The sequence below is a fragment of the Bacteroidota bacterium genome, from assembly GCA_016722375.1.
Taxonomy (GTDB): domain Bacteria; phylum Bacteroidota; class Bacteroidia; order Chitinophagales; family LD1; genus Bog-950.
Window position 1 is genome coordinate 34,533 of the sequence record JADKJG010000012.1, and the last position, 23,099, is coordinate 57,631.

20 protein-coding genes, 1 tRNA gene and 1 pseudogene are annotated in these 23,099 nt (G+C 43.5%); 14 read left to right on the top strand and 8 right to left on the bottom strand.

From position 1 onward, the window contains the following. Positions 1 to 2: 2 nt before the first annotated feature. Positions 3 to 1,637, bottom strand: a complete 1,635-nt coding sequence (locus IPP77_15125; protein MBL0310943.1) for a hypothetical protein — start codon at positions 1,635 to 1,637, stop codon at positions 3 to 5. A 328-nt stretch (positions 1,638 to 1,965) separates the two neighbouring features. On the opposite strand from IPP77_15125, the gene IPP77_15130 reads away from it, so the two are divergent. After that, a complete protein-coding gene (locus tag IPP77_15130; protein ID MBL0310944.1) occupies positions 1,966 to 3,492 on the top strand; it encodes a hypothetical protein in 1,527 nt (508 codons plus the stop codon). A gap of 151 nt (positions 3,493 to 3,643) precedes the next feature. On the opposite strand, the gene IPP77_15135 is transcribed toward IPP77_15130, so the two are convergent. Beyond that, positions 3,644 to 3,717: transfer RNA gene (locus IPP77_15135), tRNA-Ile, on the bottom strand. Between the two features lie 52 nt (positions 3,718 to 3,769). Between IPP77_15135 and IPP77_15140 the strand changes: the two genes are divergently transcribed. Next, the gene (locus IPP77_15140; protein MBL0310945.1) at positions 3,770 to 4,402 is read left to right on the top strand and encodes an HAD family phosphatase; all 633 of its coding nucleotides are present in this window, start codon (positions 3,770 to 3,772) and stop codon (positions 4,400 to 4,402) included. Here the strand turns inward: IPP77_15140 and IPP77_15145 are convergent. Continuing rightward, complete coding sequence (locus tag IPP77_15145) at positions 4,395 to 5,399, bottom strand: DUF3089 domain-containing protein (protein ID MBL0310946.1); 1,005 nt, start codon at positions 5,397 to 5,399, stop codon at positions 4,395 to 4,397. The two genes, IPP77_15140 and IPP77_15145, sit on opposite strands and share 8 nt — an antisense overlap. Before the next feature lie 46 nt (positions 5,400 to 5,445). On the opposite strand from IPP77_15145, the gene IPP77_15150 reads away from it, so the two are divergent. The 5 genes and pseudogenes from IPP77_15150 to IPP77_15170 all read left to right on the top strand — a co-directional run bounded on the left by IPP77_15150 (position 5,446) and on the right by IPP77_15170 (position 10,500). Then, entirely contained in the window at positions 5,446 to 5,967 is a 522-nt protein-coding gene (locus IPP77_15150; protein ID MBL0310947.1) for a hypothetical protein, read from the top strand. 57 nt (positions 5,968 to 6,024) lie between these two features. After that, positions 6,025 to 7,030: pseudogene (locus IPP77_15155) on the top strand (amidohydrolase). Then, on the top strand, positions 7,030 to 8,307 hold the full coding sequence (gene kynU, locus IPP77_15160) for a kynureninase (protein ID MBL0310948.1): 1,278 nt from the start codon (positions 7,030 to 7,032) through the stop codon (positions 8,305 to 8,307). The pseudogene IPP77_15155 and the gene kynU overlap by 1 nt, the downstream one beginning before the upstream one ends. A gap of 29 nt (positions 8,308 to 8,336) precedes the next feature. Beyond that, on the top strand, positions 8,337 to 9,041 hold the full coding sequence (locus tag IPP77_15165) for a septal ring lytic transglycosylase RlpA family protein (GenBank protein MBL0310949.1): 705 nt from the start codon (positions 8,337 to 8,339) through the stop codon (positions 9,039 to 9,041). Between the two features lie 145 nt (positions 9,042 to 9,186). Further along, positions 9,187 to 10,500, top strand: a complete 1,314-nt coding sequence (locus IPP77_15170; protein MBL0310950.1) for a UDP-N-acetylmuramoyl-tripeptide--D-alanyl-D-alanine ligase — start codon at positions 9,187 to 9,189, stop codon at positions 10,498 to 10,500. Here IPP77_15170 and IPP77_15175 read toward each other — a convergent pair. From IPP77_15175 to IPP77_15190, 4 genes are all read right to left on the bottom strand, one after another. Beyond that, complete coding sequence (locus IPP77_15175) at positions 10,482 to 11,648, bottom strand: formimidoylglutamase (GenBank protein MBL0310951.1); 1,167 nt, start codon at positions 11,646 to 11,648, stop codon at positions 10,482 to 10,484. The two genes, IPP77_15170 and IPP77_15175, sit on opposite strands and share 19 nt — an antisense overlap. A gap of 94 nt (positions 11,649 to 11,742) precedes the next feature. Next, positions 11,743 to 12,960, bottom strand: a complete 1,218-nt coding sequence (locus tag IPP77_15180) for a citrate transporter (protein MBL0310952.1) — start codon at positions 12,958 to 12,960, stop codon at positions 11,743 to 11,745. Positions 12,961 to 13,039: 79 nt separating this feature from the next. After that, positions 13,040 to 13,576, bottom strand: coding sequence for a hypothetical protein (locus tag IPP77_15185; GenBank protein MBL0310953.1), 537 nt, complete (start codon positions 13,574 to 13,576; stop codon positions 13,040 to 13,042). A 74-nt stretch (positions 13,577 to 13,650) separates the two neighbouring features. After that, complete coding sequence (locus IPP77_15190; protein ID MBL0310954.1) at positions 13,651 to 13,893, bottom strand: helix-turn-helix transcriptional regulator; 243 nt, start codon at positions 13,891 to 13,893, stop codon at positions 13,651 to 13,653. 368 nt (positions 13,894 to 14,261) lie between these two features. Here IPP77_15190 and IPP77_15195 point away from each other — a divergent pair, with 368 nt between their 5' ends. The 5 genes from IPP77_15195 (at position 14,262) to IPP77_15215 (ending at position 18,799) form a co-directional block, all read left to right on the top strand. Further along, positions 14,262 to 14,966: a hypothetical protein gene (locus tag IPP77_15195; GenBank protein ID MBL0310955.1), complete on the top strand. Its 705-nt coding sequence runs from the start codon at positions 14,262 to 14,264 to the stop codon at positions 14,964 to 14,966. 236 nt (positions 14,967 to 15,202) lie between these two features. Beyond that, a complete protein-coding gene (locus tag IPP77_15200) occupies positions 15,203 to 17,494 on the top strand; it encodes a sodium-translocating pyrophosphatase (GenBank protein MBL0310956.1) in 2,292 nt (763 codons plus the stop codon). Positions 17,495 to 17,570: 76 nt separating this feature from the next. Then, positions 17,571 to 17,969, top strand: a complete 399-nt coding sequence (locus tag IPP77_15205) for a hypothetical protein (protein ID MBL0310957.1) — start codon at positions 17,571 to 17,573, stop codon at positions 17,967 to 17,969. A gap of 3 nt (positions 17,970 to 17,972) precedes the next feature. Beyond that, positions 17,973 to 18,461: a YajQ family cyclic di-GMP-binding protein gene (locus IPP77_15210; GenBank protein ID MBL0310958.1), complete on the top strand. Its 489-nt coding sequence runs from the start codon at positions 17,973 to 17,975 to the stop codon at positions 18,459 to 18,461. 38 nt (positions 18,462 to 18,499) lie between these two features. After that, positions 18,500 to 18,799 carry a YbaB/EbfC family nucleoid-associated protein gene (locus IPP77_15215; protein MBL0310959.1) on the top strand — a complete coding sequence of 100 codons (300 nt, stop codon included), beginning with the start codon at positions 18,500 to 18,502 and terminating at the stop codon, positions 18,797 to 18,799. A gap of 12 nt (positions 18,800 to 18,811) precedes the next feature. On the opposite strand, the gene IPP77_15220 is transcribed toward IPP77_15215, so the two are convergent. Next, positions 18,812 to 19,735 carry a TIGR01777 family protein gene (locus IPP77_15220; protein ID MBL0310960.1) on the bottom strand — a complete coding sequence of 308 codons (924 nt, stop codon included), beginning with the start codon at positions 19,733 to 19,735 and terminating at the stop codon, positions 18,812 to 18,814. A 71-nt stretch (positions 19,736 to 19,806) separates the two neighbouring features. Between IPP77_15220 and IPP77_15225 the strand changes: the two genes are divergently transcribed. After that, the gene (locus IPP77_15225) at positions 19,807 to 21,558 is read left to right on the top strand and encodes a hypothetical protein (GenBank protein MBL0310961.1); all 1,752 of its coding nucleotides are present in this window, start codon (positions 19,807 to 19,809) and stop codon (positions 21,556 to 21,558) included. A gap of 21 nt (positions 21,559 to 21,579) precedes the next feature. After that, entirely contained in the window at positions 21,580 to 23,094 is a 1,515-nt protein-coding gene (locus IPP77_15230) for an ABC transporter permease (GenBank protein MBL0310962.1), read from the top strand. Positions 23,095 to 23,099: the final 5 nt, after the last annotated feature.

Sequence of the window (23,099 nt, forward strand, 5' to 3'; positions counted from 1 at the left end):
ATTTAATCCCTTGTAGTGGCCGATGTAGAGGTAAAGTGGCTTGCCGATACCGTCTGGCTATTAGTGGTTAAGGTCCCGTTGTTCAGATTGATATCACTAGTAGTGGTCAATGCATCCTGAAGCGTCCATCCTCCTCCTACACCAACAAAGTTGACTACATTGCTGAAACTCTTCCCCGCAGAAGTGATGGTCTTGCCTATCGAAATTGCTTCAAAATTTACCGGACCCGCAAAGGTTAAATTCATCCCACTTACAAACGTCAGAGAACCGTAGATTTTTAAAGTGTTCGATGACGGGCCTGCAAACGTTGGCGTGTTCGCTACTCCTGTCCAGGTCATATTATGGCAATTGGCCGTAGGAACGTCTATTGTCACTGTCTGCCCACTTACGGAAAAGGAGTTTACATCAAAAAAGACATTGTCGGCAGTCGTCGGCACGCAGCCGTAAGGAGCACCACCACTGGTCAGCGACCAATGGTTGCCATCGCTCCAGTTGCCTGCATTGCCTATCCAGTAAAGATTCTGACTGGCACTAGTATTGATTGTCCACCCGCTATTATTTCCCAAATCCTGCGAATTGTTTGCTGTGAAGGAGTTGCCGGTACCATTAATATCCTTTAGCGATACATAGTTGACAACAATCGGATTATTCACTGAATTGAGTGTGGTTTGGCTGCCCGCCGTATTTGTCTTGATGGCAATCACTGCACTACAGGTCCCATTAGCTATTAGTGCCCCATTGATAGTTTGGGTCTTAGCGTTTGTAATTGTATATGTATAGCCTGACGAGAAGTTTAGATTGTTGTAAGTATTATTCCCACTGATTTCTCCGTGAGTGGCAAAGCTCACATTATGGTAGAAGTTGTTTCCTTGGAGTTTGCCTGATGCGGTGCCGGTGCCCGAGAAGTTTACATCGAAATACGTAATGCCGCTGCCAGTAAAGCCAAGCCCGGGTGAAAAGCCCGTGTTGTTACCGGTCAGGTTGATAGTAGAAGTACCACAGTTAAGAGTCATTCCCGGTGATGTAACATCCCATGCGGTAAACGATATGTATGAGATATTGAAAACGGATGCTCCCATATTTAATCCCCTTGTAGTGGCCGATGTAGAGGTAAAGTGGCTTGCCGATACCGTCTGGCTATTAGTGGTTAAGGTCCCGTTGTTCAGATTGATATCACTAGTAGTGGTCAATGCATCCTGAAGCGTCCATCCTCCTCCTACACCAACAAAGTTGACTACATTGCTGAAACTCTTCCCCGCAGAAGTGATGGTCTTGCCTATCGAAATTGCTTCAAAATTTACCGGACCCGCAAAGGTTAAATTCATCCCACTTACAAATGTCAGTGACCCGTAAATCTTTAAAGTGCTAGATGAAGCACCAGCTAAAATAGGGCTATTAAGAACACCTGACCAATTCAAATCTGCACAGTTTACAATAGTCTGGTCAATAGTTACCGTTTGGTTGGTGCCCGAAAATGAATTTCCGTCAAAAAATACATTATCCACCGATTGAGGTACCTGAAGGTGAAAACTGCTTCCTCCAGAAGCAGTTGCCCAATGGATAGAATAATCTGACCAGTTACCACTACCACCCACCCAATAATAATTTGAAGCAAAGGTTTGTTTCGAAATAAACATTGTACCTGCGAGAACTATTACCGAAAATAGTAGGTTGTAAAAGTTTTTCTTCATTTCAAATTCATGATAAGCCCAACAATTTGTTTTTTTATTTTCCTCATAGAGATACTCCGCAAATTTGAAAGTAAATCTTCAATACGATTACCGCAAACCATACTTTAAAACATTATTAGAACTCTAACAGGTATTTCATTGCCTTCGTAAAATATGATTCTCGAAACATAATAGCTATAATTTCCGTTAGAATAGGTACAGTACTTTGTAATTTTATACGGCTTTCATTCTTCCTAATTAGTTATTACCTTCGTTAGATTCCTAATAGATATTTATGTACAACTCTGATGCGCTCTTTTTGTTGATTAAGGCAATGAGCAAGTCCGAAAAAAGATATTTTAAAGTAGAGAACGTCAAATCTGAGTCGAACTCCAGCAAAGATTATTTACGGCTTTTTGACGCTATAGACGCGCAAAAAGAATATGATGAAAAAGCGCTGAAGAAAAAATTTAAAGGGGAGCGTTATTTTAATCAAATTGGGGCTGTTAAGCATTATTTGTATCGCCAGATTCAAAAAAGCCTGACTAACTATTATCATGAATCTTCTCCTAACATTCGGCTCAACGAGTCTCTTTCGGAAATTGAGATTCTGTTTAATAAAAATTTAATTAATAATTGCGCGAACAGTATTAAAAAGGCTAAAGCCCTTGCTTATAAACATGAAAAGTGGCCGGAATTATTACGATTGGTCTCATGGGAAACAAAAGTGACTGTCTTACTGTATAGTTCAGAAAAAGCTGCATCGCTTAATCAGGAAATAGAGGTGGAGCGAACGACTATTTGGACGAAATATCAGCAACAGATAGCACTACAGGTGTTAGGTACTCAGATCCGTTTATTCTTCCGCAAGAAAGGTTACGCAAAAACACCAGAGGAAAGGAAGCATATCGAGAACATCCTATCCAATGAACTACTGGGAAAACCGGCCCACTCCTCTGAAGGGGAAATCAATCGGCTGGTTATGAGAGCTAATTGCTATACTATTCTAGGAAAACAGGAAGAACGATTTAACGAAAGCAAAAAGGGAATCGAATATTTTCAGTCACATCCAGATATGGTGCAGGCAAACTTTCTGGTTTACTTCCACAACCTTCGTGATTTGGCGGATATTGCTATCGCTCAAAAAAAATTCACTTATGCGGAGAGTCTAGCAACCATACTAAATGACCTCCATAAGCAGTACCAACACAAATTAAATCTAAAGTCAAAAATTGTTTATCTGGATTTTGAGGCTTCTATATTGCTTTATAAAGGCGAGTTTGAAAAAGCGCTGGAAATTATTCCTAAGACCAGAAGTATTTTAGAACAGTTTGACAAGACTTTAGAGCCCATAGATGCTCTGTTTCTACACTTCATTAACTTCCACATTCATTTTCGAAATAAAGATTTTCGCAACACGCAGTTGTCCATTCAGGAGATCATTAACCTCGGGCAAATCCGTTGGGATATGCAAGCTCTCGTGAGAATAGCCAATTTGATAGTGCAGTATGAACAACACGAGTATCAACACTTGGGCTATGTGTGGCGTTCCACCTATCGCTATTTATTGAAAAAAGAAATGCTTGAAAAGCCAGAAACCGTTATTTTGAATTTTATAAAAAATATCTCCCGCATTAATTCAGAAAAACAAGCATTGAATTCCCTCATTCAGTTAAGAGAAGAGTTCCTTCCGTATAAGGATGAATCCTTTATAGCTTCCTTCCCTTTAATTGAATGGATAGACAGCAAGCTTCAGAAAAGAGAAATCTCCGAGATTGTAATGGAAAATTATCTAAAAGCCAAAGCCGCCGAAAATGGTTAAAACTTATTTATAGCCATCCTCTGTGAAAAGGTTCGCAAGTGCGGTTCTGTTACGTATTTCTATTGCTTTGGTATTAAACGCCGTCTTTCAAATACAAGCTTAGGCTAAAAATAAAGGGTTTCGGAATTTTCCGAAACCCTTATGCCTCTTGTGGTCCCACCTGGGCTTGAACCAGGGACCCCCTGATTATGAGTCAGGTGCTCTAACCAGCTGAGCTATAGGACCTGCATTTTCAGTGCGCTGCGAAAATAGTTATTCAATCCTATTTTTGAAGCCGATGAAACCCTTTAAAAATCTCATTTTTGATATAGGCAATGTTCTGGTGGACATTGACTACGAAGTAACCGTCCGGGAATTCCAAAAGCTGGCCACTATGGACTTTGGCAGCATTGTTTCCTATTCCAAACAACATCATCTGTTTGACTGGTTTGAGACCGGAAAGATTTCAGCCGACGATTTTCGTCGCGAGTTGCGGCAATTTCTTCGCCCAGAGGTGAGCGACGATGAAATTAATCAGGCATGGAATTCAATTCTGCTGAATTATCCATCAGATAAATTTGATTTATTGAAAACGCTGAAGTTAGGTTATCGTACTTATGCGTTGAGTAACATCAACGAAATTCATGTTGCTGAGATTAATGCAGCCGCTCGGAAGAAATTTCAGCAACCAGACTTCGCCAGTTTCTTTCACCGGGCATATTATTCAAATGAAGTAGGTTTTCGAAAACCGGAGATGGAAATTTATGAGGCTATACTATCCAGAGAGAAGTTAAACCCGAACGAAACATTTTTTGTTGATGATAAGGAAGAAAATGTGGTGGCAGCTAAGAACTTGGGTATTCAAGCCTATCTGCTTTCTGACAGAAACCAGTTGTTTGAGCTTCTAAAACAAACAGGTATAATTAATTAGATCCATGCTGGCTTACAAAATATGATTGGATGCGTTGGCGCACATTTTCACGAATGTCATACCAGTATAAGTTGTAGTCGGCGATATGAAGATTTTTCATGGAACGGACATAAGGCAACTTAGTTTCTACCCAAAGAAAATGGTTGTGTATCTGTGTAGCACATGCCTCCGGATATTTTTTGTTGAGATTTAAAAGTACAGCCCCTTTGCTGTGCGAAGAATCTTCGAAAACTTTATCCCGACTCCAGGACAAAGGATTGACACAAACATCGCCAAACAACGGACTATTGCCCGGCTCCACCCCTTTTTTATAGGATGCCCACGTAACATAGCAGCCGGTTTGTGTTCCATTCTCGCAGGGCTTTAGGTTGTGATACATCGAATCCGTTATGCCAAACCCGACCAGGTAAGCTGCCACAAGTTGATGCCTCAAGGCAGTAGTATCAAAAAATTCCTGCATCAGCTTTCGGGCATGTCTGGTCCCTTGGCTATGTGAAGCAATAATAATTGGGCGCCCTTGGTTGTAATGCTCCATATAATATTCAAAAGCACTTTTCACATCCTGATAGGCAAGGTCCAACGCCTTTTCACCATCCTTCTGATGTGATTTTTCAAATGCCTCGATAATAGCTTGACGGTAGCGAGGCACATAAACCCGACAACTTTGATTAAACACACTCGCCTGATATTTCACTGGCTTTCGGTCAGTTCTACGGTTCAGCTTTTTATCATCTATTGAAGCATTCCATGTTTCTCCGTGATAATAGGTGGTGGGATAAATGAAGAATACATCTGCCTCTTTAACCGAGTCGTTTACCCATGTTTCTGAAGAAGGAATGATATCAGCCGCATCTTTTTGAAAAGGAAGTGCACTCCAGTTTTTCTCCTGCGAGTAATCCGGTGCTTCAGGTTGCGCTTCTAAACTGAAGCTGGGTGTTTGAGCAGCCGATACAATAAAGGCGAAAAGAAAAAAGATAAAAACACTAAGCTGTTGCATTTCAGGTTACGACGGGTTATTTTACATTCGTGAATTAAAGTAAACGATGATGGCAAAAATCAGACCGGCAAAGATACTCTTCCTGATTAGCATATTCACGCTTATTCTAACTTCCTGCGAAAGAAAAAGTTGTAATAGTGTGGTTTGTCCTCTAGGGCAGATTTGTCTGAACGGAAATTGTATTTGCCCAAACGGTTATGAAGGAACTGATTGTCAGACTTTAAGTGCAGACAAGTATGTAGGCAATTATATTGTTTATGAAAGTTGCCCAGGCTCTACTACTGGAAACCCTTTCGGACAGTACAACACATACATAGGCTACGACCCGAGCTATCCAAACCAGTTAATCATTTATAATCTCTTCAATCAGGGTTCTGCTTATGCCAGCATTTATACTGACGGTAGTAATCAGGGCAATACTTTAATTGTAAAAACACAAAACTTGGGAAGTATCACGGTATATGGCGATGGAAATTACGACCCAAGCACCCGCCGAATTACTATGACATTTGATTACACATTCAATTTCAATAATTACCAGTGTATCCACACCTTTTATAAGCAATAGAATACACTTGACGGAGCTGCCTTTCCTGTTTATATTTCAATTTTATCTTTGGTGCAGATGAAGATAGACATCCACACTCACATCATTCCGGAACACATGCCTCGATGGAGTGAGAAATTCGGCTACGGGGGGCTTTATTCATTTAGAACATCACAAGTCCTGTTGCGCCCGGATGATGAAGGATGATGAATTCTTTCGTGAGATTCAAGCTAATTGCTGGGATGCTGACACTCGTTTGGAAGAATGTGCCCATAATCATGTTGATGTTCAGGTACTTTCTACCATACCGGTCATGTTCAATTATTGGGCAAAACCCAAACATTGTTTGGAGGTATCTAGATTTCTGAACGACCATATTGCCGAGGTGGTAGAACGCTATCCCAAAAAATTTATCGGACTGGCCACGATTCCTATGCAGGCTACAGATTTGGCAGTAAAAGAAATGGAAAGATGCAAGAAACTGGGCTTTGCAGGAATTGAAATTGGATCAAACATCAATAACGACAATCTGAATGAACCTCAATTTTTCTCTATTTATGAGGCAGCGCAGGAATTAGATTTAGCCCTCTTCGTACACCCCTGGAATATGATGGGAGCCAAGAATATGGGCAAATACTGGCTACCGTGGCTGGTGGGTATGCCTGCAGAAACTAATCGCGCTATTTGTTCGCTCATCTTTGGCGGAGTATTTGAAAAATTTCCTCGTATCCGGTTTGCTTTTGCTCATGGCGGCGGTTCTTTTCCGGCTAATTTAGGTAGAATTGAAAGAGGGTTCGAGGTGCGTCCCGATCTGACAGCCATTGATAATCATGTAAACCCACGCAAATATCTGGGACACTTTTATGTGGACTCTCTGATGCACGACGATAAATTTCTGCGCTATGTAATTGATTTGATTGGTGAAGATAAAGTATGCCTCGGTAGCGACTATCCCTTTCCGCTTGGCGAGTCGAAGCCCGGCGAGGAAATTCGTCGTTTAAAACTTCCAAAAAAATCAAATGATAAATTACTGTTTCAAAACGCTTTAGATTGGTTGAAATTGGATAAAAATAAATTTGTGTGATGCAGTTTGAAAATTCTCTTGAGTATGCTCAAAAACTTGATGAACAGGACCAGATCAAATCCTATCGAAATCTTTTCCATCTTCCCAAAAGAGATGGCAGAGAACTGATTTACTTCTGCGGCAATTCACTGGGACTTCAGCCCAAGTCGGTTGAATCTCATATTAAAGCCGAATTGAAAGATTGGGCAGAATTGGGTGTTGAAGGCCATCTGCATGGTGAAATCCCTTGGTATTATTGCCACCATCTCTTTGCAAAATCTATTGTAAAACTTATCGGAGGGAAAGAAAATGAGGTAGTCGTAATGAACCAGCTCTCGGTGAATCTCAACCTATTGCTGATTTCCTTTTACCGGCCGAATGGGAAAAGAAATAAAATATTGATTCAGGCTAACGAGTTTCCTTCAGACTACTATGCCATTGAACAACAAATAAAGTTGCATGGATTAAATCCGGAAGAGTGCATCATTGAAGTGCGGCCACGAAATGGTGAAACAATCCTTCATACCGACGATATTCTGGCAAAGATTGAAGAACACAGCGATGAACTAGCACTCATCATGTTTAGCGCGGTGAACTATTACACCGGCCAATTTTTTGAATTGGAGAAGATTTCGAAAATCGCAACAAAGCATCAAGTTCCATTTGGTGTTGACTTAGCTCATGCCATAGGCAATGTGGAATTAAAACTGCATGATTGGAGCATTGACTTTGCTACCTGGTGTTCCTATAAATATCTCAACTCTGGACCTGGAGGGGTGAGTGGAATTTTTGTACATCAGAAGCATGGTCAGGATTTTTCCTTGCCTAGATTGGCAGGTTGGTGGGGCAATGAAGAAAAAACCAGATTCACTATGCCCAAGAACTTTATTCCTCAGGCTGGGGCGGCTGGCTGGCAAATCAGCAATGCTCCGGTACTTTCTATGGCGGCGCATAGAGCATCACTTGAAATTTTTGACAAAGTTGGATTATCCGCATTGAGAAAAAAGAGTGCGCTACTGACTGGTTATCTGGAGTATCTGATTAATAACCAAGAATCCTCTATGACAGACAATAAGAATTTTCAAATCATCACGCCGCGAAACACCGCAGAGCGAGGTTGTCAACTTTCTATTCAAACAAAAGAAAATGGAAAGAAACTGTTTCAGCAATTGAGCAGGGAAGGTATCGTAGCTGATTGGCGCGAGCCAGATGTGATTCGCGTAGCACCGGTTCCTTTGTACAATACATTTGAAGAGGTGTATCGCTTTGCGCATTTATTGAAACAACTTTCTACATAATCCGTTACCTTTATATACACTAAGCCAAAATGTCACTAATCAAAACGATATGGTGCGTTTTTCTGTTACTGCACTTTAGCCTTGCATTTTCTCAGATTTCCTATAGGAAAATCGGCATGGCCTCCTTTTACCATGACAAATTTGAAGGACGAAAAACTTCCAGCGGAGAAATATTCAGGCAAAAGAAACTGACTTGTGCGCACCGAAATTTCCCCTTTGGCACTCGTGTGAAAGTGACCAATTTAGAAAATGAAAAGAGCGTGATTGTTCGGGTGAATGATCGCGGACCTTATTCTAAAGGCCGTATGATTGACCTGACTTCCAGCGCGGCGCGAAAACTCGGCTTCATCCACGATGGCGAGGTAGAGGTAGCCATTGAGGTGATGAGTTGTGAAGGAGTTGCCGACAGCCTTTACCTGACTACCGATACCCTCAGGCCTTTTTATATAATAGAATCGCTTCCTCAAGGCGTTGAAGCCTACTCGATAAAAATCGGCAGCTATCTGTTTGAACAGAAAGTACTGGAAGTAATCAGAGAAGTGAAGGGTGAAACCAATCTGGAAGTATTTGTGCAGGCACAGGCTTTTAATAAAAATATTCTGTACCGGATATTCGCAGGAAAATTCAAAAAGAAAGGTGAGGCAGAAGAGCAGCGCGGAAAAATATTGGACTCATTTCCTGAATGTTATGTAGTGGAGATGATAAAAGAAGAGCAGCAGCCTGAAACTAAATAGACAAAAAACCCAGTAGATATTCCTTGCCAACAAGTTTCTACGTCCCCGGCTATCCAAAGCTAATACCTACATTTTCTGTCTAGCGCTTCAATTTGGCATTTACCATTATTACATTTGCTTTGGTTCAATAAAGAATACCCGGAGGATGAATATTAAACAATTGTACCAGTGCTTTATTGAGTCGAAAGGGATTTCGACCGATACACGAAAAGACTTAAAGGGCACCCTGTTTTTCGCCTTGAAAGGAGATAATTTCAACGGCAATCTATTTGCAGCGAAAGCTTTGGAGCAAGGCGCTAATTATGTGGTGGCGGACGAGTTAGCTGATGTCTCTCTAGTTGAGAAATTTGGCGAGCGATTTATACTCGTTCCTGATACATTGAAAACCTTGCAGGAGCTTGCGGCCTATCATCGTCAGCAATTCAATTGCCCGGTGCTAGCCATCACCGGCTCCAACGGTAAGACGACGACCAAAGAATTAATAGCCGCTGTTCTTTCTCAAAAATTTAAAACCTACTACACCCCCGGCAATTGGAATAACCACTTTGGAATTCCCCAAACACTTTTATCAGTTGGGAAGGATGCGGAATTCATCGTTATTGAAATGGGAGCCAATCATCAGGGTGAAATCGCTTCCTATTGCGAATATGTGCAACCGGACTTCGGCCTAATCACCAATGTAGGTATGGCGCATACAGAAGGCTTCGGTGGTTTTGATGGAGTGGTGAAAGGAAAGACAGAACTATATCAGGACATTGCTGCTCGCCAAGGCAAGCTATTTGTTTGTACCGATCATGCCATACTTATGGATAAAAGCTCGATGGTGAAAGACCGCATCTTCTATGGTTTAGCGCCGAAAGCAGATTGCCGGGGACACATCGAAAAGTCAGAGGGTGAAATGCTTTCGGTTTATTATGAAACGAAACAAACACTCATCCAGACACAATTGGTGGGCGATTACAATTTTGAAAATGTGATGAGTGCCATTTGCATCGGCCAATATTTTGGTGTGGAAATAGAGAAAATCAAAGATGCAATAGAATCATACATCCCTTCCAGCAACCGTTCTCAGAAAATTTCTTATGGCTCCAATACCGTCATCCTCGATGCCTATAATGCCAATCCATCCAGCATGAACGAGGCGCTCAAGAATTTTGAAAAGATTCAGGCTCCGAATAAAATGGTCATTCTTGGTCAGATGATGGAACTTGGAATTTATTCGGACGAAGAGCACAGGAAGATAGCGAAGACTGTGGAGGCTATGCCTTTTTCCAAAAAGGTTTTTGTCGGCGAAGGTTTTTCCTTCCTGAAAAATAATACTTCGGTAGTTTATTTTGAAAACAGCGGTGAACTAAAAATCTGGTTTCAACAACAGGATTTAAAACAACATTATATCCTTGTTAAAGGTTCCAGAAAAAACAAACTGGAAGAAATATTGACTCAGACCAACTTGGTATAAGCCTTCATCCAACGGTCGGGTAGGTCGTGGTCGCAGGCCTCTTCATAATCTTTGAACGAGCAAGGCACTAATTGGTGTCGGCCATATTTTTGCTTATCGCCAAAAGGCAGTTCCATCCACCAGCGGTCGGTTTTTTTGCTGCGCCAGAAAATCAGTTCATGGTCACCTTCTTCAATGTGGATGGTGAACTTGAAGTGCTCGTCTAAGGTAACCGGATAGTCACTCATGCGGTTGTAATAACCCTCGACAAAATACCAAATCATCTGGGCCGCAAGCTGGGTGGTCTGGCGGTTACGGTCATAGTCCGGATTGATTTCAAAAATGCCCAGCGAAGTCAGTTTATCACTCAAGCCCGCATAGCGGGTGATTTGACACAACTCCTCCCCGCTGAAACCGTTGGGCGAAGCCTGTGCATGCGCCGGAGCATCTGCCTGGCGGAGGCAGGAAATGTCAATACTCAGCATATCGGCATCGCGCAAAATCGGCTCTGTTTCTTCCAGATTGGCGCGGATTAAACCCAAGCGATGGCAGTCAAAATTCAAGCCTTCTAAAGTTTCAACTGCTTTTACATCGTTCAGGTAAGTTTGATAGCCAACGTGGCTATAGTTGAATAAATAGTTGGGAGCTTGCGTAAAAATCTTCATCAGAAAAGACGAAGCATCCATACTCTTTCCCGGAGCATCTTGCATATCTATTTTTTCATCCAGCACTACGAGATTGATCAGCGCATTCAAGTCCTTATAACCCAAATACTGACCAAAGGTGAGGTCGTGACTGCCGCCTACAATGATGGGAATGACTTTGTGAGTCAGCAGTTCCAGCATCACAGATGCCAGAGCGAAATGAGTGTCGCGGGGATTGTCGCCGGGCATAATATTTCCCAGGTCAATCATCTTAAATTCTTTCTCTGCCGGCGGCATGGTGAGTTTATAAAACTCTTTGCGCACCAAGTCGGGTGCTTTGGCAGAACCGAGATTCGATTCGTTGCCGCGATCATCTCCTACACCAATCAGTGCCAGGTTAAAATCATGCAGATCGGGCTCGGCACCGTTATAAATAAAAATGTAATTGCCGAGTTGCCCCGGATGAAGTTCTGCGCCTTCTAAGAGATTTTCTTTGTCTATGGGTGTGAGGAATTCGTACATCATATATCGAATGTAGCATTCCGATATTTCACCGGCGAACGAGGAAGCACTAAAAAATAAACAACGAATGGAGGATTGAACTTTCCGAAGGACGCATTCAGTGCTTGTCCATCATAATCTCTTGTATGTCCAGTTTCGGTTCTTTGTGTGGTGCATGCGGATTCCATCCCATGATTTGCAGCATAATAAAATAGGAGATTACATAGGCGGGAATGATGTACCAAGCATTTTTTACCCAAGCCACAATACTTTTTGCCTCGGGGAACATATTTGAAAGCGCCACCCCAGCCGAGGAGCCAAACCAAATCATGCTGCCTCCAAAGCCCACCGCAAAGGCCAGTATGCCCCAATCATAACCGCCCTGCACCAGAGCCAGTTTGGTCAGTGGAATATTGTCGAACACCGAAGAGAGAAAGCCCAGCCCCAAAGTTGTATGCCAACTGGCCTCCGGCAATTTATCCACCGGCATCATCGAGGCCGATAGCACCAGCGCCAACAGAAAAATTGTTCCGCTCATGGCATGGCGAATTACTTTCCAATGTGTGGTGATGATGAATGAGCCGATGAAAATTGCCAACCAAACTCCGATAGCCGGAAAATCAAGGAGAATATTGGCGCCGACCGCTCCCAACAGCATCAAGACACAGACCAACACCCGCCGTTGGCTGATGTGAACATTCCGTACCTCATCTTTCATGATGGGGTTATATCGGTGTTGCTGTATGCTGGCCGGAATGCCGACTAAAATTAGGGCAGGTACCGCCGCCACATAAGCATGCAACACATCAAACAGGTTCACTCCGTCAATCCACATCATGGTGGTGGTGGTGTCGCCCAGCACCGAGCCGCTTCCGCCGGCATTGCTTGCGGCCACAATCGCTGCGAGGAATGCCAAATGCAATTTGCGCCGATATACCACATGCGCAATACCACCCCCTATCATTGTGGCGGCGATATTGTCGAGCAGTGCAGAGAGCATAAAAACGATGACCAACAAAGCAAATCCTCCCGTCCAGTTATCAGGCAAATATTTTGGCAGTCCTGCCGGAATTCCCGAATGTTCAAAATGATCGGCCAGAATGGCAAAGCCAATGAGAAGCCCGAATAGATTCAACAAATCTTTCCACTCGTGATGCAAATGGCCCACCAGCCCGAAAGAGGTGAACACTGTTTTATAGATCACGATGGCAACCATGCCGGTCAGCGCTACTTCCATCGTTTTGTGATGAAACAGCGCCACGCCCACTAAGGTCAATCCAAAAAGAAAAAACTCAAGACCTATCCCCCATATATTTACCGGTGCAAATAATTCCATAGGCGCGAATATAATCAAGCAGGGTTATGCTAAGAATTTGGAGACATATCGAAACTCCTATCTGCCGGAGAATGCAATTTCAGGACTGCGGACCTTTGTGTTGCTCCAACTTCACCTCCAACAATTTTTTGAGGTCTTCATAATCGCAAAGCAACATGCGGTGGTTGATATAAACCGGCGGAGGAAGCAGCCATTTTCTTTTCAGAAAGAAACGAAACAGGCTGCTCGGCTGGCGCTCAACAAAAGATGTGGGGTCATAAAGTTCCAGTATGATATTCGTTCGCTTGAAATAGCTAATGCCTTGAATGGATTTTATTTCATTCCATTTCACGAACACTTCCTGATAATAGCTGGCGCGGGAAATAATGCCTTCATCAGTCAGAATCAAGGCTGGTTTGCTGTCAAATAATTTTTTGATAGAAGAAAAAAGCATGCCGCCATAAAATATTCCGGCTGCGGTTCCTAAAATGTAAGCTGAAGAAATGTACGTCGTATTTTCATCCATCACTTTATAGTAACAAATCATAATCACCACAGTAAGGAATACTGCGGGTACAATCAAAAAAGATACAATCTTGTATTTATCCCAATAAATTTCAAATGGTTTTTGTGGCATGGTCTTGGTGTTTGGTATGCAAACTACAAAAGTCTTAAAGATTTTTGTGGTTTTTGAATTGGCAGGGGCTGTTGCTACCGCCCGTCCCTCTTTCCATCCTCCTTCTTTTTGATGACGATAAAAACCACAATGCCCACTGCCTCACACATTTGAAGAAACAGGGGCAAGTCAGGAGTGGCTTTGCCTTTCAGAAATTTGCTGTAGGTGCCGGGGTGGATGTTGAGATGATAAGCAAAGTCCTTTTTATTGGGGAATTTAGGCTTCCGCTGCTTCTCAATCAGATTCACTACCATGTGTATGGATTCACACTGCTTCATGGGTGGGGTGTTAGTATCCACAAAAATAAAGGAAAATCATTTTTAACAAAAACTTGCCAGTGGGGCAAGAATAGTTTGGAAACAGTGCCGAATGTTGCATTTCCAAAATCGGAAAGGCAAAATGACCCATGTTTTACAACATACATCACAGGAGTTACCGCATAAATCCCACGATTTACGGCTTGCCGCGCCGGAGTTATGTTGTACATCCGGCGATTTCTGTCAGAACTCCGAGGATTTACGGCTTACCTCTCAGGAGTTTTGTCGTAAATCCTGTGAGGTAAGCCATGCCGCCGATACCATTTACGATAGAAACAAAGATTTCACCATAAAAAATCCATTTTTTAATCAAAAACAAACCAATTAACATGAAACACAAACGCTATTTACCCGAAACCGACGAAGGCAAAGTGACCTGGCTCAATGCTTTCAATTTACAATTGCCCACCTATGCCGCCCTGTTTGGTATAGACCCCGCCGTGGTGACATCGCTGCTCGATGATGGCACTTTTTTCGGCTTTCTGATTGGGCTGATGCCTGCTTTTAAGGATTATCAGAAAACTCTGATTGATTATAAAGACATCATTCGCGATGGAGGAGCGCTGGGCGTGTCGGACGTGCCCGCTCCTCCGGGTTTAGCGCCACATATAGCAACCGGCGCCGGAATATTTCAAAGGGCGGCGTCCGTGGTGGGGCAAATCAAGGCACACCCTGCTTATACCGAATTGATTGGCGCAAACCTCGGCATCATTGGCGAGGAAATAACGGTGGATTACGACACGGCAAAACCCAATCCAAAAGGAACTTTGAAAAACAGTCATGCTTATTTGAAGTGGGACAATATGCACGCCGACGGAGCCAATATTGCGGTGGACTATACTGGCGGAACCAATTACAAGTTCATAGGCCATGTGGTAGCGGGTCATTTTTTAGACGCGCATACGCCTGATTCGGGCGTAGCTCAAAAGTTTGCTTACATCGTGCGCCTCACTTTGGGACCGGAGCAGGAAGAAGTAGGGTCTTGGAGCGACCCGGTTTTTGTAACGGTGACTGGCCAGGAGCTTATGCGATAAGACGGAGATTTGACAACTTTCTAAATTTGTCAAATCTATTGGAGCAAAAAAGCCATCTCGCAGGGGGTGGCTTTTTTTGTTTTACTACTCATTATCATATCATCACATTATCACGTTTCCATCGTTTTCTTTCCTTTTTCACCCATAATTCTATATTTGCCGTCCTTTTTTAACACCCCCCAAAGTTAAGAACAAAGAATTTTTAAACTTCAATCATAAACCAACAACAATTTTTCATGGAGAATCTGATTTACACCTTGCCGTTATTTGGAGTCATTGCGCTGGCCTACATGGCTTATATGTCCGCTTGGGTTACCAAGCAAGATGCCGGCGATGCCAAGATGATGGGCATAGCCCAGAATATCGCCGATGGCGCAATGGCGTTTTTGAAAGCCGAGTACCGCATCCTCTTTATATATGTACTGATTGCCGGATCGGCCTTGGGCGTTCTTTCGCAGGTGCCTAAGGTGGCGGCTCACAGCAGCTATCTGATTATTGGCTCTTTCGTGATTGGATGTCTCTTCTCGGCGCTGGCGGGTTTCTTAGGAATGAAAATCGCTACCAAGGCGAATGTTCGTACCACGCAGGCGGCTAAAACATCTTTGGCTAAAGCACTGAAAGTTTCTTTCGGCGGCGGAACCGTGATGGGGCTGGGTGTGGCTGGTTTGGCAGTATTGGGATTGAGTTCTCTGTTCATCATTTTCTTCTTCCGTTTCATGGGCGGCGATTTTGCTACCGGCGGTGGATATGATGGCATGACGAAGGTGTTGGAGGTGTTGGCAGGTTTTTCGCTTGGTGCTGAGTCCATTGCCTTGTTTGCCCGTGTGGGTGGAGGTATCTATACCAAAGCAGCTGACGTGGGCGCTGACTTGGTAGGAAAAGTAGAAGCAGGAATTCCGGAAGACGATCCGCGCAACCCGGCAACGATTGCCGACAACGTGGGCGACAACGTAGGCGACGTAGCGGGTATGGGTGCCGACTTATTCGGTTCTTATGTAGCGACGGTTTTGGCTTCGATGGTTTTGGGTAATTACATCATCCGCGATAATGGTGGAAGTATTGCCGACGGTTTTGGCGGTATCGGCCCCATTCTTTTGCCTATGACGATTGCCGGTGTAGGAATCATTGCTTCGATTATCGGTACTTGGTTTGTGGGCGTGCCGGACAATGCAAAATCTGATACAGATACGGTGCAGGGTGCTTTGAATCGCGGCAATAACATCGCGATGCTACTGGCGCTGGCGGCCTCTTTTGGTTTGATAAAATTGATGTTGCCTGAAACCATTCAAATGAGTGTGTTCAACGCCGGAAGTTTCAGTATGATGACCACCACTTCGCTGAATGTGTTTTTTGCGGTGTGTATCGGCATGACAGTTGGTTACCTTATTTCTTATATCACAGAATACTACACCGGTCTCGGCGGCAAACCGGTTCGTGGCATCGTTCAGAAATCTGCAACAGGTGCGGCGACCAACATCATCGCCGGCCTCGGAACCGGAATGCTTTCAACAGCTTTCCCGGTCATCATTTTTGCTGCGGCTATCTGGGGCGCTTATGCACTGGCTGGTTTTTATGGAGTAGGAATCGCTGCTTCGGCAATGATGGCTACTACAGCAATGCAACTGGCGGTAGATGCTTTCGGACCGATTGCGGATAACGCCGGAGGTATTGCAGAGATGAGTGAACTGCCTAAAGAAGTTCGCGAGAAAACAGACGTGTTGGATTCGGTGGGCAACACCACCGCTGCGGTAGGAAAAGGATTTGCCATTGCCTCTGCGGCTTTAACAGCGCTGGCGCTTTTCGCAGCTTATGTAACGCTGACCGGTATTCACGGCATCAACATTTTCGATGCAAAAGTTTTAGCAGCCTTATTTATAGGAGGAATGATTCCGGTGGTGTTCTCTGCCTTGGCGATGAACTCGGTTGGAAAGGCAGCGATGGATATGGTGAATGAAGTGCGCCGTCAATTCCGCGAAATTCCGGGCATCCTCGAAGGAACCGGAACGCCGGAGTATGGCAAGTGTGTAGAGATTTCTACCAAAGCAGCACTGCGCGAAATGGTGGCACCGGGGGTAATCACCATCGTCACTCCGATTATTATTGGAATAGGAATGGGCGCTGAAGCCTTGGGCGCATACATGGCGGGAGTAACCGTGAGCGGTGTGTTGTGGGCTATCTTCCAAAACAACGCCGGTGGTGCTTGGGATAACGCCAAGAAATCTTTTGAGAAAGGCGTAGAAATTGAAGTGAATGGAAAGATGGAAATGTTCTACAAGAAATCAGAGCCACACAAAGCGGCGGTGGTAGGCGACACGGTAGGCGATCCTTTCAAAGATACATCCGGCCCTTCGATGAACATCTTGATTAAGCTTTCCTCGCTCGTTGGTTTGACGATTGCTCCGCTGATTGCGGTGGTAGATCACACAGAAACTTCTGTCAACACCGAAAAGAAAATAGAAGTGAAAGAAGTGGTAACAAAAGCAACTGCGCAAGTAGTCAACTATACCGATTACTTAGACAAGAAATAATTTTTCAAAAAAGAAACCGAAAAGCCCTCGACAAACACGGGGGCTTTTTATTTTTGAGAAGTGTAAAACCAGAATCATGACGAATAAATTTCTGCTGTCTTGTGTCTTATGTATTGCGTCTTATGTCTGTGTTGCTCAGCAACCACTACCGGCAAAAGTTTATCAAACCATGACGGATTCGACCAATTCAATAGATGTAGTGTTTTATAAAGACGAAGGAGGCAGTGTTTCTGCCGACGGACACAATGTTCAGTATTTCAACTCCTTCTTTGCAAAAGAAACAGCAGATAAAACCAAGGCGATCTCCGCAGGCTCCGTCATGTGGCTGGTGAATGGTCGGGAATATCTGTCCGGTATATTTTTCTTAGGCGATTCTACCGGCTACCTCGTAGCCAAAAAGGATGGAAAGGAATATGTAAACAAGATCACTCCAATCGGTTTCAATTTTCTGAATGGAGGATATAAAAAAAGATAAGCTATGGCAAGTTTTGATGTAATTAGCAAAGTGGACCCGCAAATAGTGGAGAATGCTATTAACGTGGCAAAGAAGGAAATCGCGACCCGCTATGATTTCCACGGATCTAAAACAGATATTGATTTTAATAAAAAGGATTTGGAGATCCAGATTACCACCGAAAACGAAATGCGTATCAAAGCCATCATTGATATCATCATTGTTCGCGGCTCTAAACAAGGAATTGACCCGCGAAGCTATGACGTGAGTAAGGAACATTACTCCTCAGGAGCGATGGTGAAAAAAGAAATCAAGTTGAAGAATGGCTTGGATAAAGATGCGATGAAGAAAATCACCAAGGCCATTAAAGATTCAGGGCTGAAAGTACAACCGTCACAAATGGATAACCTGGTGCGTGTGACCGGAAAGAAAATAGACGACCTGCAAGATGTGATGGCGATGCTGCGCAAAGGCGATTATGGCTATCCACTTCAGTTTGAAAACATGAAATAGTAATTCAACATTCAAAAATCAAAACGCAGCATTAAACTATGGGCTTTCTCGACAACATGAAACAACTGATGGAAATGAAACAGAAGATGGACGAGGTGAAAAAACGCCTCGACACTATCGAAGTGGTTTCCGAAAACGAATACGTAAAGGTGACCGCCAACGGCAACAGGAAGATTAAAGATATTGTCATCCTGAAAACAGAGGACAGGGCTGTTTTGGAAGGTAAATTGCAGAAGGCAATTAACGAGGCTCTAGAGAAGTCAGACAACCTGATGCAAAGTGAAATGATGGCAGTTACTAAAGGCGTGATGCCTGATATGCCGGGGATAGACGGATAAAGACATTTGTCGTTAGCTACTATGTTTCTTTCCCAAAACTTCTTCTAAGGCGCCTCCGATTTTAGGATATTCAAAAGTAAATCCGGTGGATAGAATTTTTTCTGCCGAACAGCGCTGACTGCAAAGCAACATACTGCTTAACTCGCCGAGTGCCAGTTCTACTAAAAACGAGGGGGCTGGAATCATGACGGCCTTTGATTTGGTCACCCGAAGAATTTCGCGGATGAGTTCTTTCATCAAAACCGAATGGGGAGCAGTGGTATTATAAGCACCGGAGACCTTTTTGTGCTCCATCGCATGTATCATGAAGCCGCATATATCATCTATATGAATCCAGGGATAATATAATTTGGGTTTATTGAAATAGCCAGCCATACCCATACGGATACCTTTCACCAAAGCCGGTAAAGCTCCGCCATCTTTAGAAAGGACAATCCCGTTTCGGCAGCGCACTTCACGAATGCCAAGCGAGCCAATTCGAATCGCTTCCTCTTCCCATTTTTCACAGACCACAGCAAGAAAATCCTTGGCCGGTTTCCGATCTTCGGTCACTAATTCATCTCCACAGTCACCATAATAGCCCACCGCTGATGCACTGATAAAGGATTCGACCGAATGTTTTTTCTTTTTAAGAGAATGATAAATCATTTGGGCGCTGTTTACCCGGCTGTCCAAGATTTCTTGTTTCCTTGATTTCGTCCATCTCTTTTCTGCAATGTTCGCCCCTGCCAAATGGATGATAGCCGAAACACCATCCAAAGCCCTTTCATCCATTTTGCCGGCATCGACATCCCATTTAAAAAAAGTGGTTCCCTGAGCACCCGGTGCAGCAGGACTTCTTCCCAATGTATTTACTTCATAGCCTCTTTCTAAAAGCAATTGGCTAAGGCGAGTTCCGACCATCCCGCTGGCACCTGTAATCAGCACTTTTTTCATGCGCTTTCTATTTTTCACAATTTTACTCTATTCTTCTATATTTGCCCGCCTCGCGTTTAAAAATAGTTATTATGAATAAAATATTCAATCGTAATTTTTTGCTCACCCTTTGCGCTGTTTTAATATTAACCGGCTGTGGTCAAAGCAATAAAAAGAAAGAGAAGAATCAGGTCATCATCCACGAATTGTCGGATACTGATATGCTCAATCCCACCAATTATCAATCGGCAGAAGCGGGCTATTACCTCGCTCAGATGTTTCAAACTTTGACCGGGGTAGATCCTCGTACTTTAGCAGAGGTACCCTTGCTTTCAAAAACAATGCCGTTGGAAGAATATGATTCAACCACTAATATTCTGAAATACACTTACGAAATCAGAGAAGAGGCTAAGTGGGATAATGGCACTCCGATTACGGGTAAGGATGTAGATTTCAGTATGAAAGTTTACAAGTGTCCTACTGTAAATGACGAGTCGCAGAAGCCTTATTTTGAATTAGTGAGCGACATCGTTACCTATCCGGACAATCCGAAAAAAGTGACCATTGTTTGTAACAAGAAATATATTCTGGCCAAAACCACTTGCGGCTCCTTCATGATTCTGCCTCAATATGTCTATGATCCGAGCAAAACTTTAGATGGCTATACCGTAAAGCAATTCAACGAAAACGCTAAGGTATTGGCGGAAGACATGAAACTGAAAGAGTTTGGTGCCGCTTACAACTCGGAAAAGTATCAGCGCGAAAAGGGATTTATTGTCGGTTCTGGTCCTTATGAATTTGACCAATGGGTGACCGGACAAAAGATTGTGTTGAAGAAGAAAGAAAACTGGTGGGGTGATAAGTTTGCCGACAAGGAATATGCCTTTGAAGCGCATCCCGACAAATTGATATATCAGGTAATCAAAGACCAGACAGCAGCACTAACTGCATTGAAAGGACTGAAATTGGATGTGATGAATGGTATTAAGTCTAAAGATTTTATCGAACAGTGTCAAGGTTCACCCAAGGTGACCGAGAACTTCAATCTGTCCACTCCTCTTTCGATGGCTTACACCTATTTCGGACTGAATATGCGGAACCCGAAGTTTGAAGATGTCAATGTACGTCGTGCTATGGCGCATCTTACGGACGTAGAGAAAATCATTCACGTCATTGGATATGACCTGGGACAAAGAGTGAATGGCCCAATCAATCCTTATAAAAAAGGAGCCTTCAACGATACCATTACACCCTATGAATTTAACATTGAAAAAGCTAAAAAGATTTTGGCTGATGCCGGTTGGAAAGACAGCAATGGCAATGGAACCATTGATAAGAAGATTCACGGAAAACTTACCGAGTTCAACATCACATTTACCTACAACGCCGGTAACGACAGCCGTCGTGATACGGCCATGATTTTCAAAGAATCAGCCCGTCAGGCGGGTATTTCGGTGGATGTGGTGCCTCAAGAATGGTCTATCTATATTGACAATCAGAAGCAACATAAATTTGAGATGTTTTACGGTGCTTGGATTGGTTCAGTGAATCCCGATGATCCAAAACAAATCTGGCACACAGAATCTATCAATGGCGGCAGCAACTATGTGTACTTCGGCAACTCTGAAACCGACCAACTGATTGAAAACATTCGTAGCGAATTAGATGAGACAAAGCGCAATGACCTTTATCGCAAGTTTCAAACTATTTTGCATGACGAAGTGCCTTATATCTTTATCTGGTCACCCAAAGAGAGAATTGCTATTAGTAAGAAATTCACCAATGCTGAAACATTTGTGGTGCGCCCCGGTTTCAACGAGGCAGCGTTCAAATTGGTTGATTAATAGAACGCTCTTCGGAATTTCATGAAGATTTTCAAATACGAGTTTAGTCTTTCTTTTCCTCTGCTCGGCTATGCGCTGAAGCGGATGGTCATATTTCTGCCTACGCTATTCATCATTTCGCTGCTCACTTTTATCCTGATTTCGAGTGCGCCCGGCGACCCGGCAGAAACCATGCTGAACCGGAACACCGGCGGCGAAGGACAAGCCTCTGATAAATTGGCCAGCGATCAAGCCTATCAAGAACTAAAACATCGTTTGGGTTTAGACCTACCGGTATTTTATATTTCATTAGGCAGTTTGGCTTCCTGCGATACCATTAACAAAATATCGAAGAGAGACCACCGCGAAAATCTCGAACGGCTTATTTATACGTATGGCAACTGGGACCAGATTTCAAACTACTACAAGCAAGTCAATAAGTTTGAGCTGACCATACTCAATATCAAGCGCGATTCGCTGACGGCTGATCCTTTGATTGAGCTGCGCAATAATATCAACCGGTTTTATATCAATTATTCTGACCCGGTTCTTTCCTCATACTTCACGGAGCTAGATGCCCTTATTACTCCCGTTCCGGCACTGGCGGTTTTAAACAAGCCACTACAAGATTTAAAATCTTCTTATGCAACGATGAAAGAAGAAAAGACCACTTGGAAGCGATATGTCCCCACCCTGAATTGGAGCGGAACCAAAAACCAATACCACCGGTGGTTGTTTGGCGATGCAAAATGGATTGGAAAGGAAGAAGACTTTACCAAATCGCGGGGCTTTGTTCGCGGCGACTTCGGTATTTCTTATTTTTCTAAGCGTCCGGTTAAGTCAATTATCTGGGATGGCCTGCAATGGACTTTCCTCATCAGTATTATTTCCATCATCATTCAATACATTGTCTCTATTCCGATTGGTGTTTACTCAGCAGTCAACAAAGACAGCCGTGCCGATTCAGTCATCACGACCACACTTTTTGTTCTTTATTCTTTACCGAGCTTCTGGATAGGAACCCTGCTCATTTTCTTCCTCGGCGGCGGAGACTATCTCGATATATTCCCTCCCTTTGGTTTGGGCGATACCGACATCACCGATGGGCTTTTTGTTCGCTTTAGCGATTTGTCCTATCACTTAGTGTTGCCGCTATTTTGCTACACCTACGGTTCCTTTGCCTACTTGTCGAGGCAGATGCGCGGAGGAATGCTCTCGGTATTGCGCCAGGATTTTATCCGCACCGCCAATGCCAAGGGGCTTTCTAAAAAAACAGTGATTTGGAAACATGCTTTCCGCAATTCCCTGCTGCCCATCATCACCATCTTTGCCTACGTATTTCCGGCGCTGATTGGCGGCTCCATCATCATTGAATATCTTTTCACCATACCGGGTTTGGGAAGCATCACTTATCAGGCGGTGGTTCAAAAAGATTACCCGATGGTATTGACCACCACCATGTTTGCAGCTATCCTGACGCTGGTGGGCTATTTAGTAGCCGACATTTTATATGCTGCGGCAGACCCGCGTATTTCTTATTCTAAAAAAGCAGGTTGATTCAG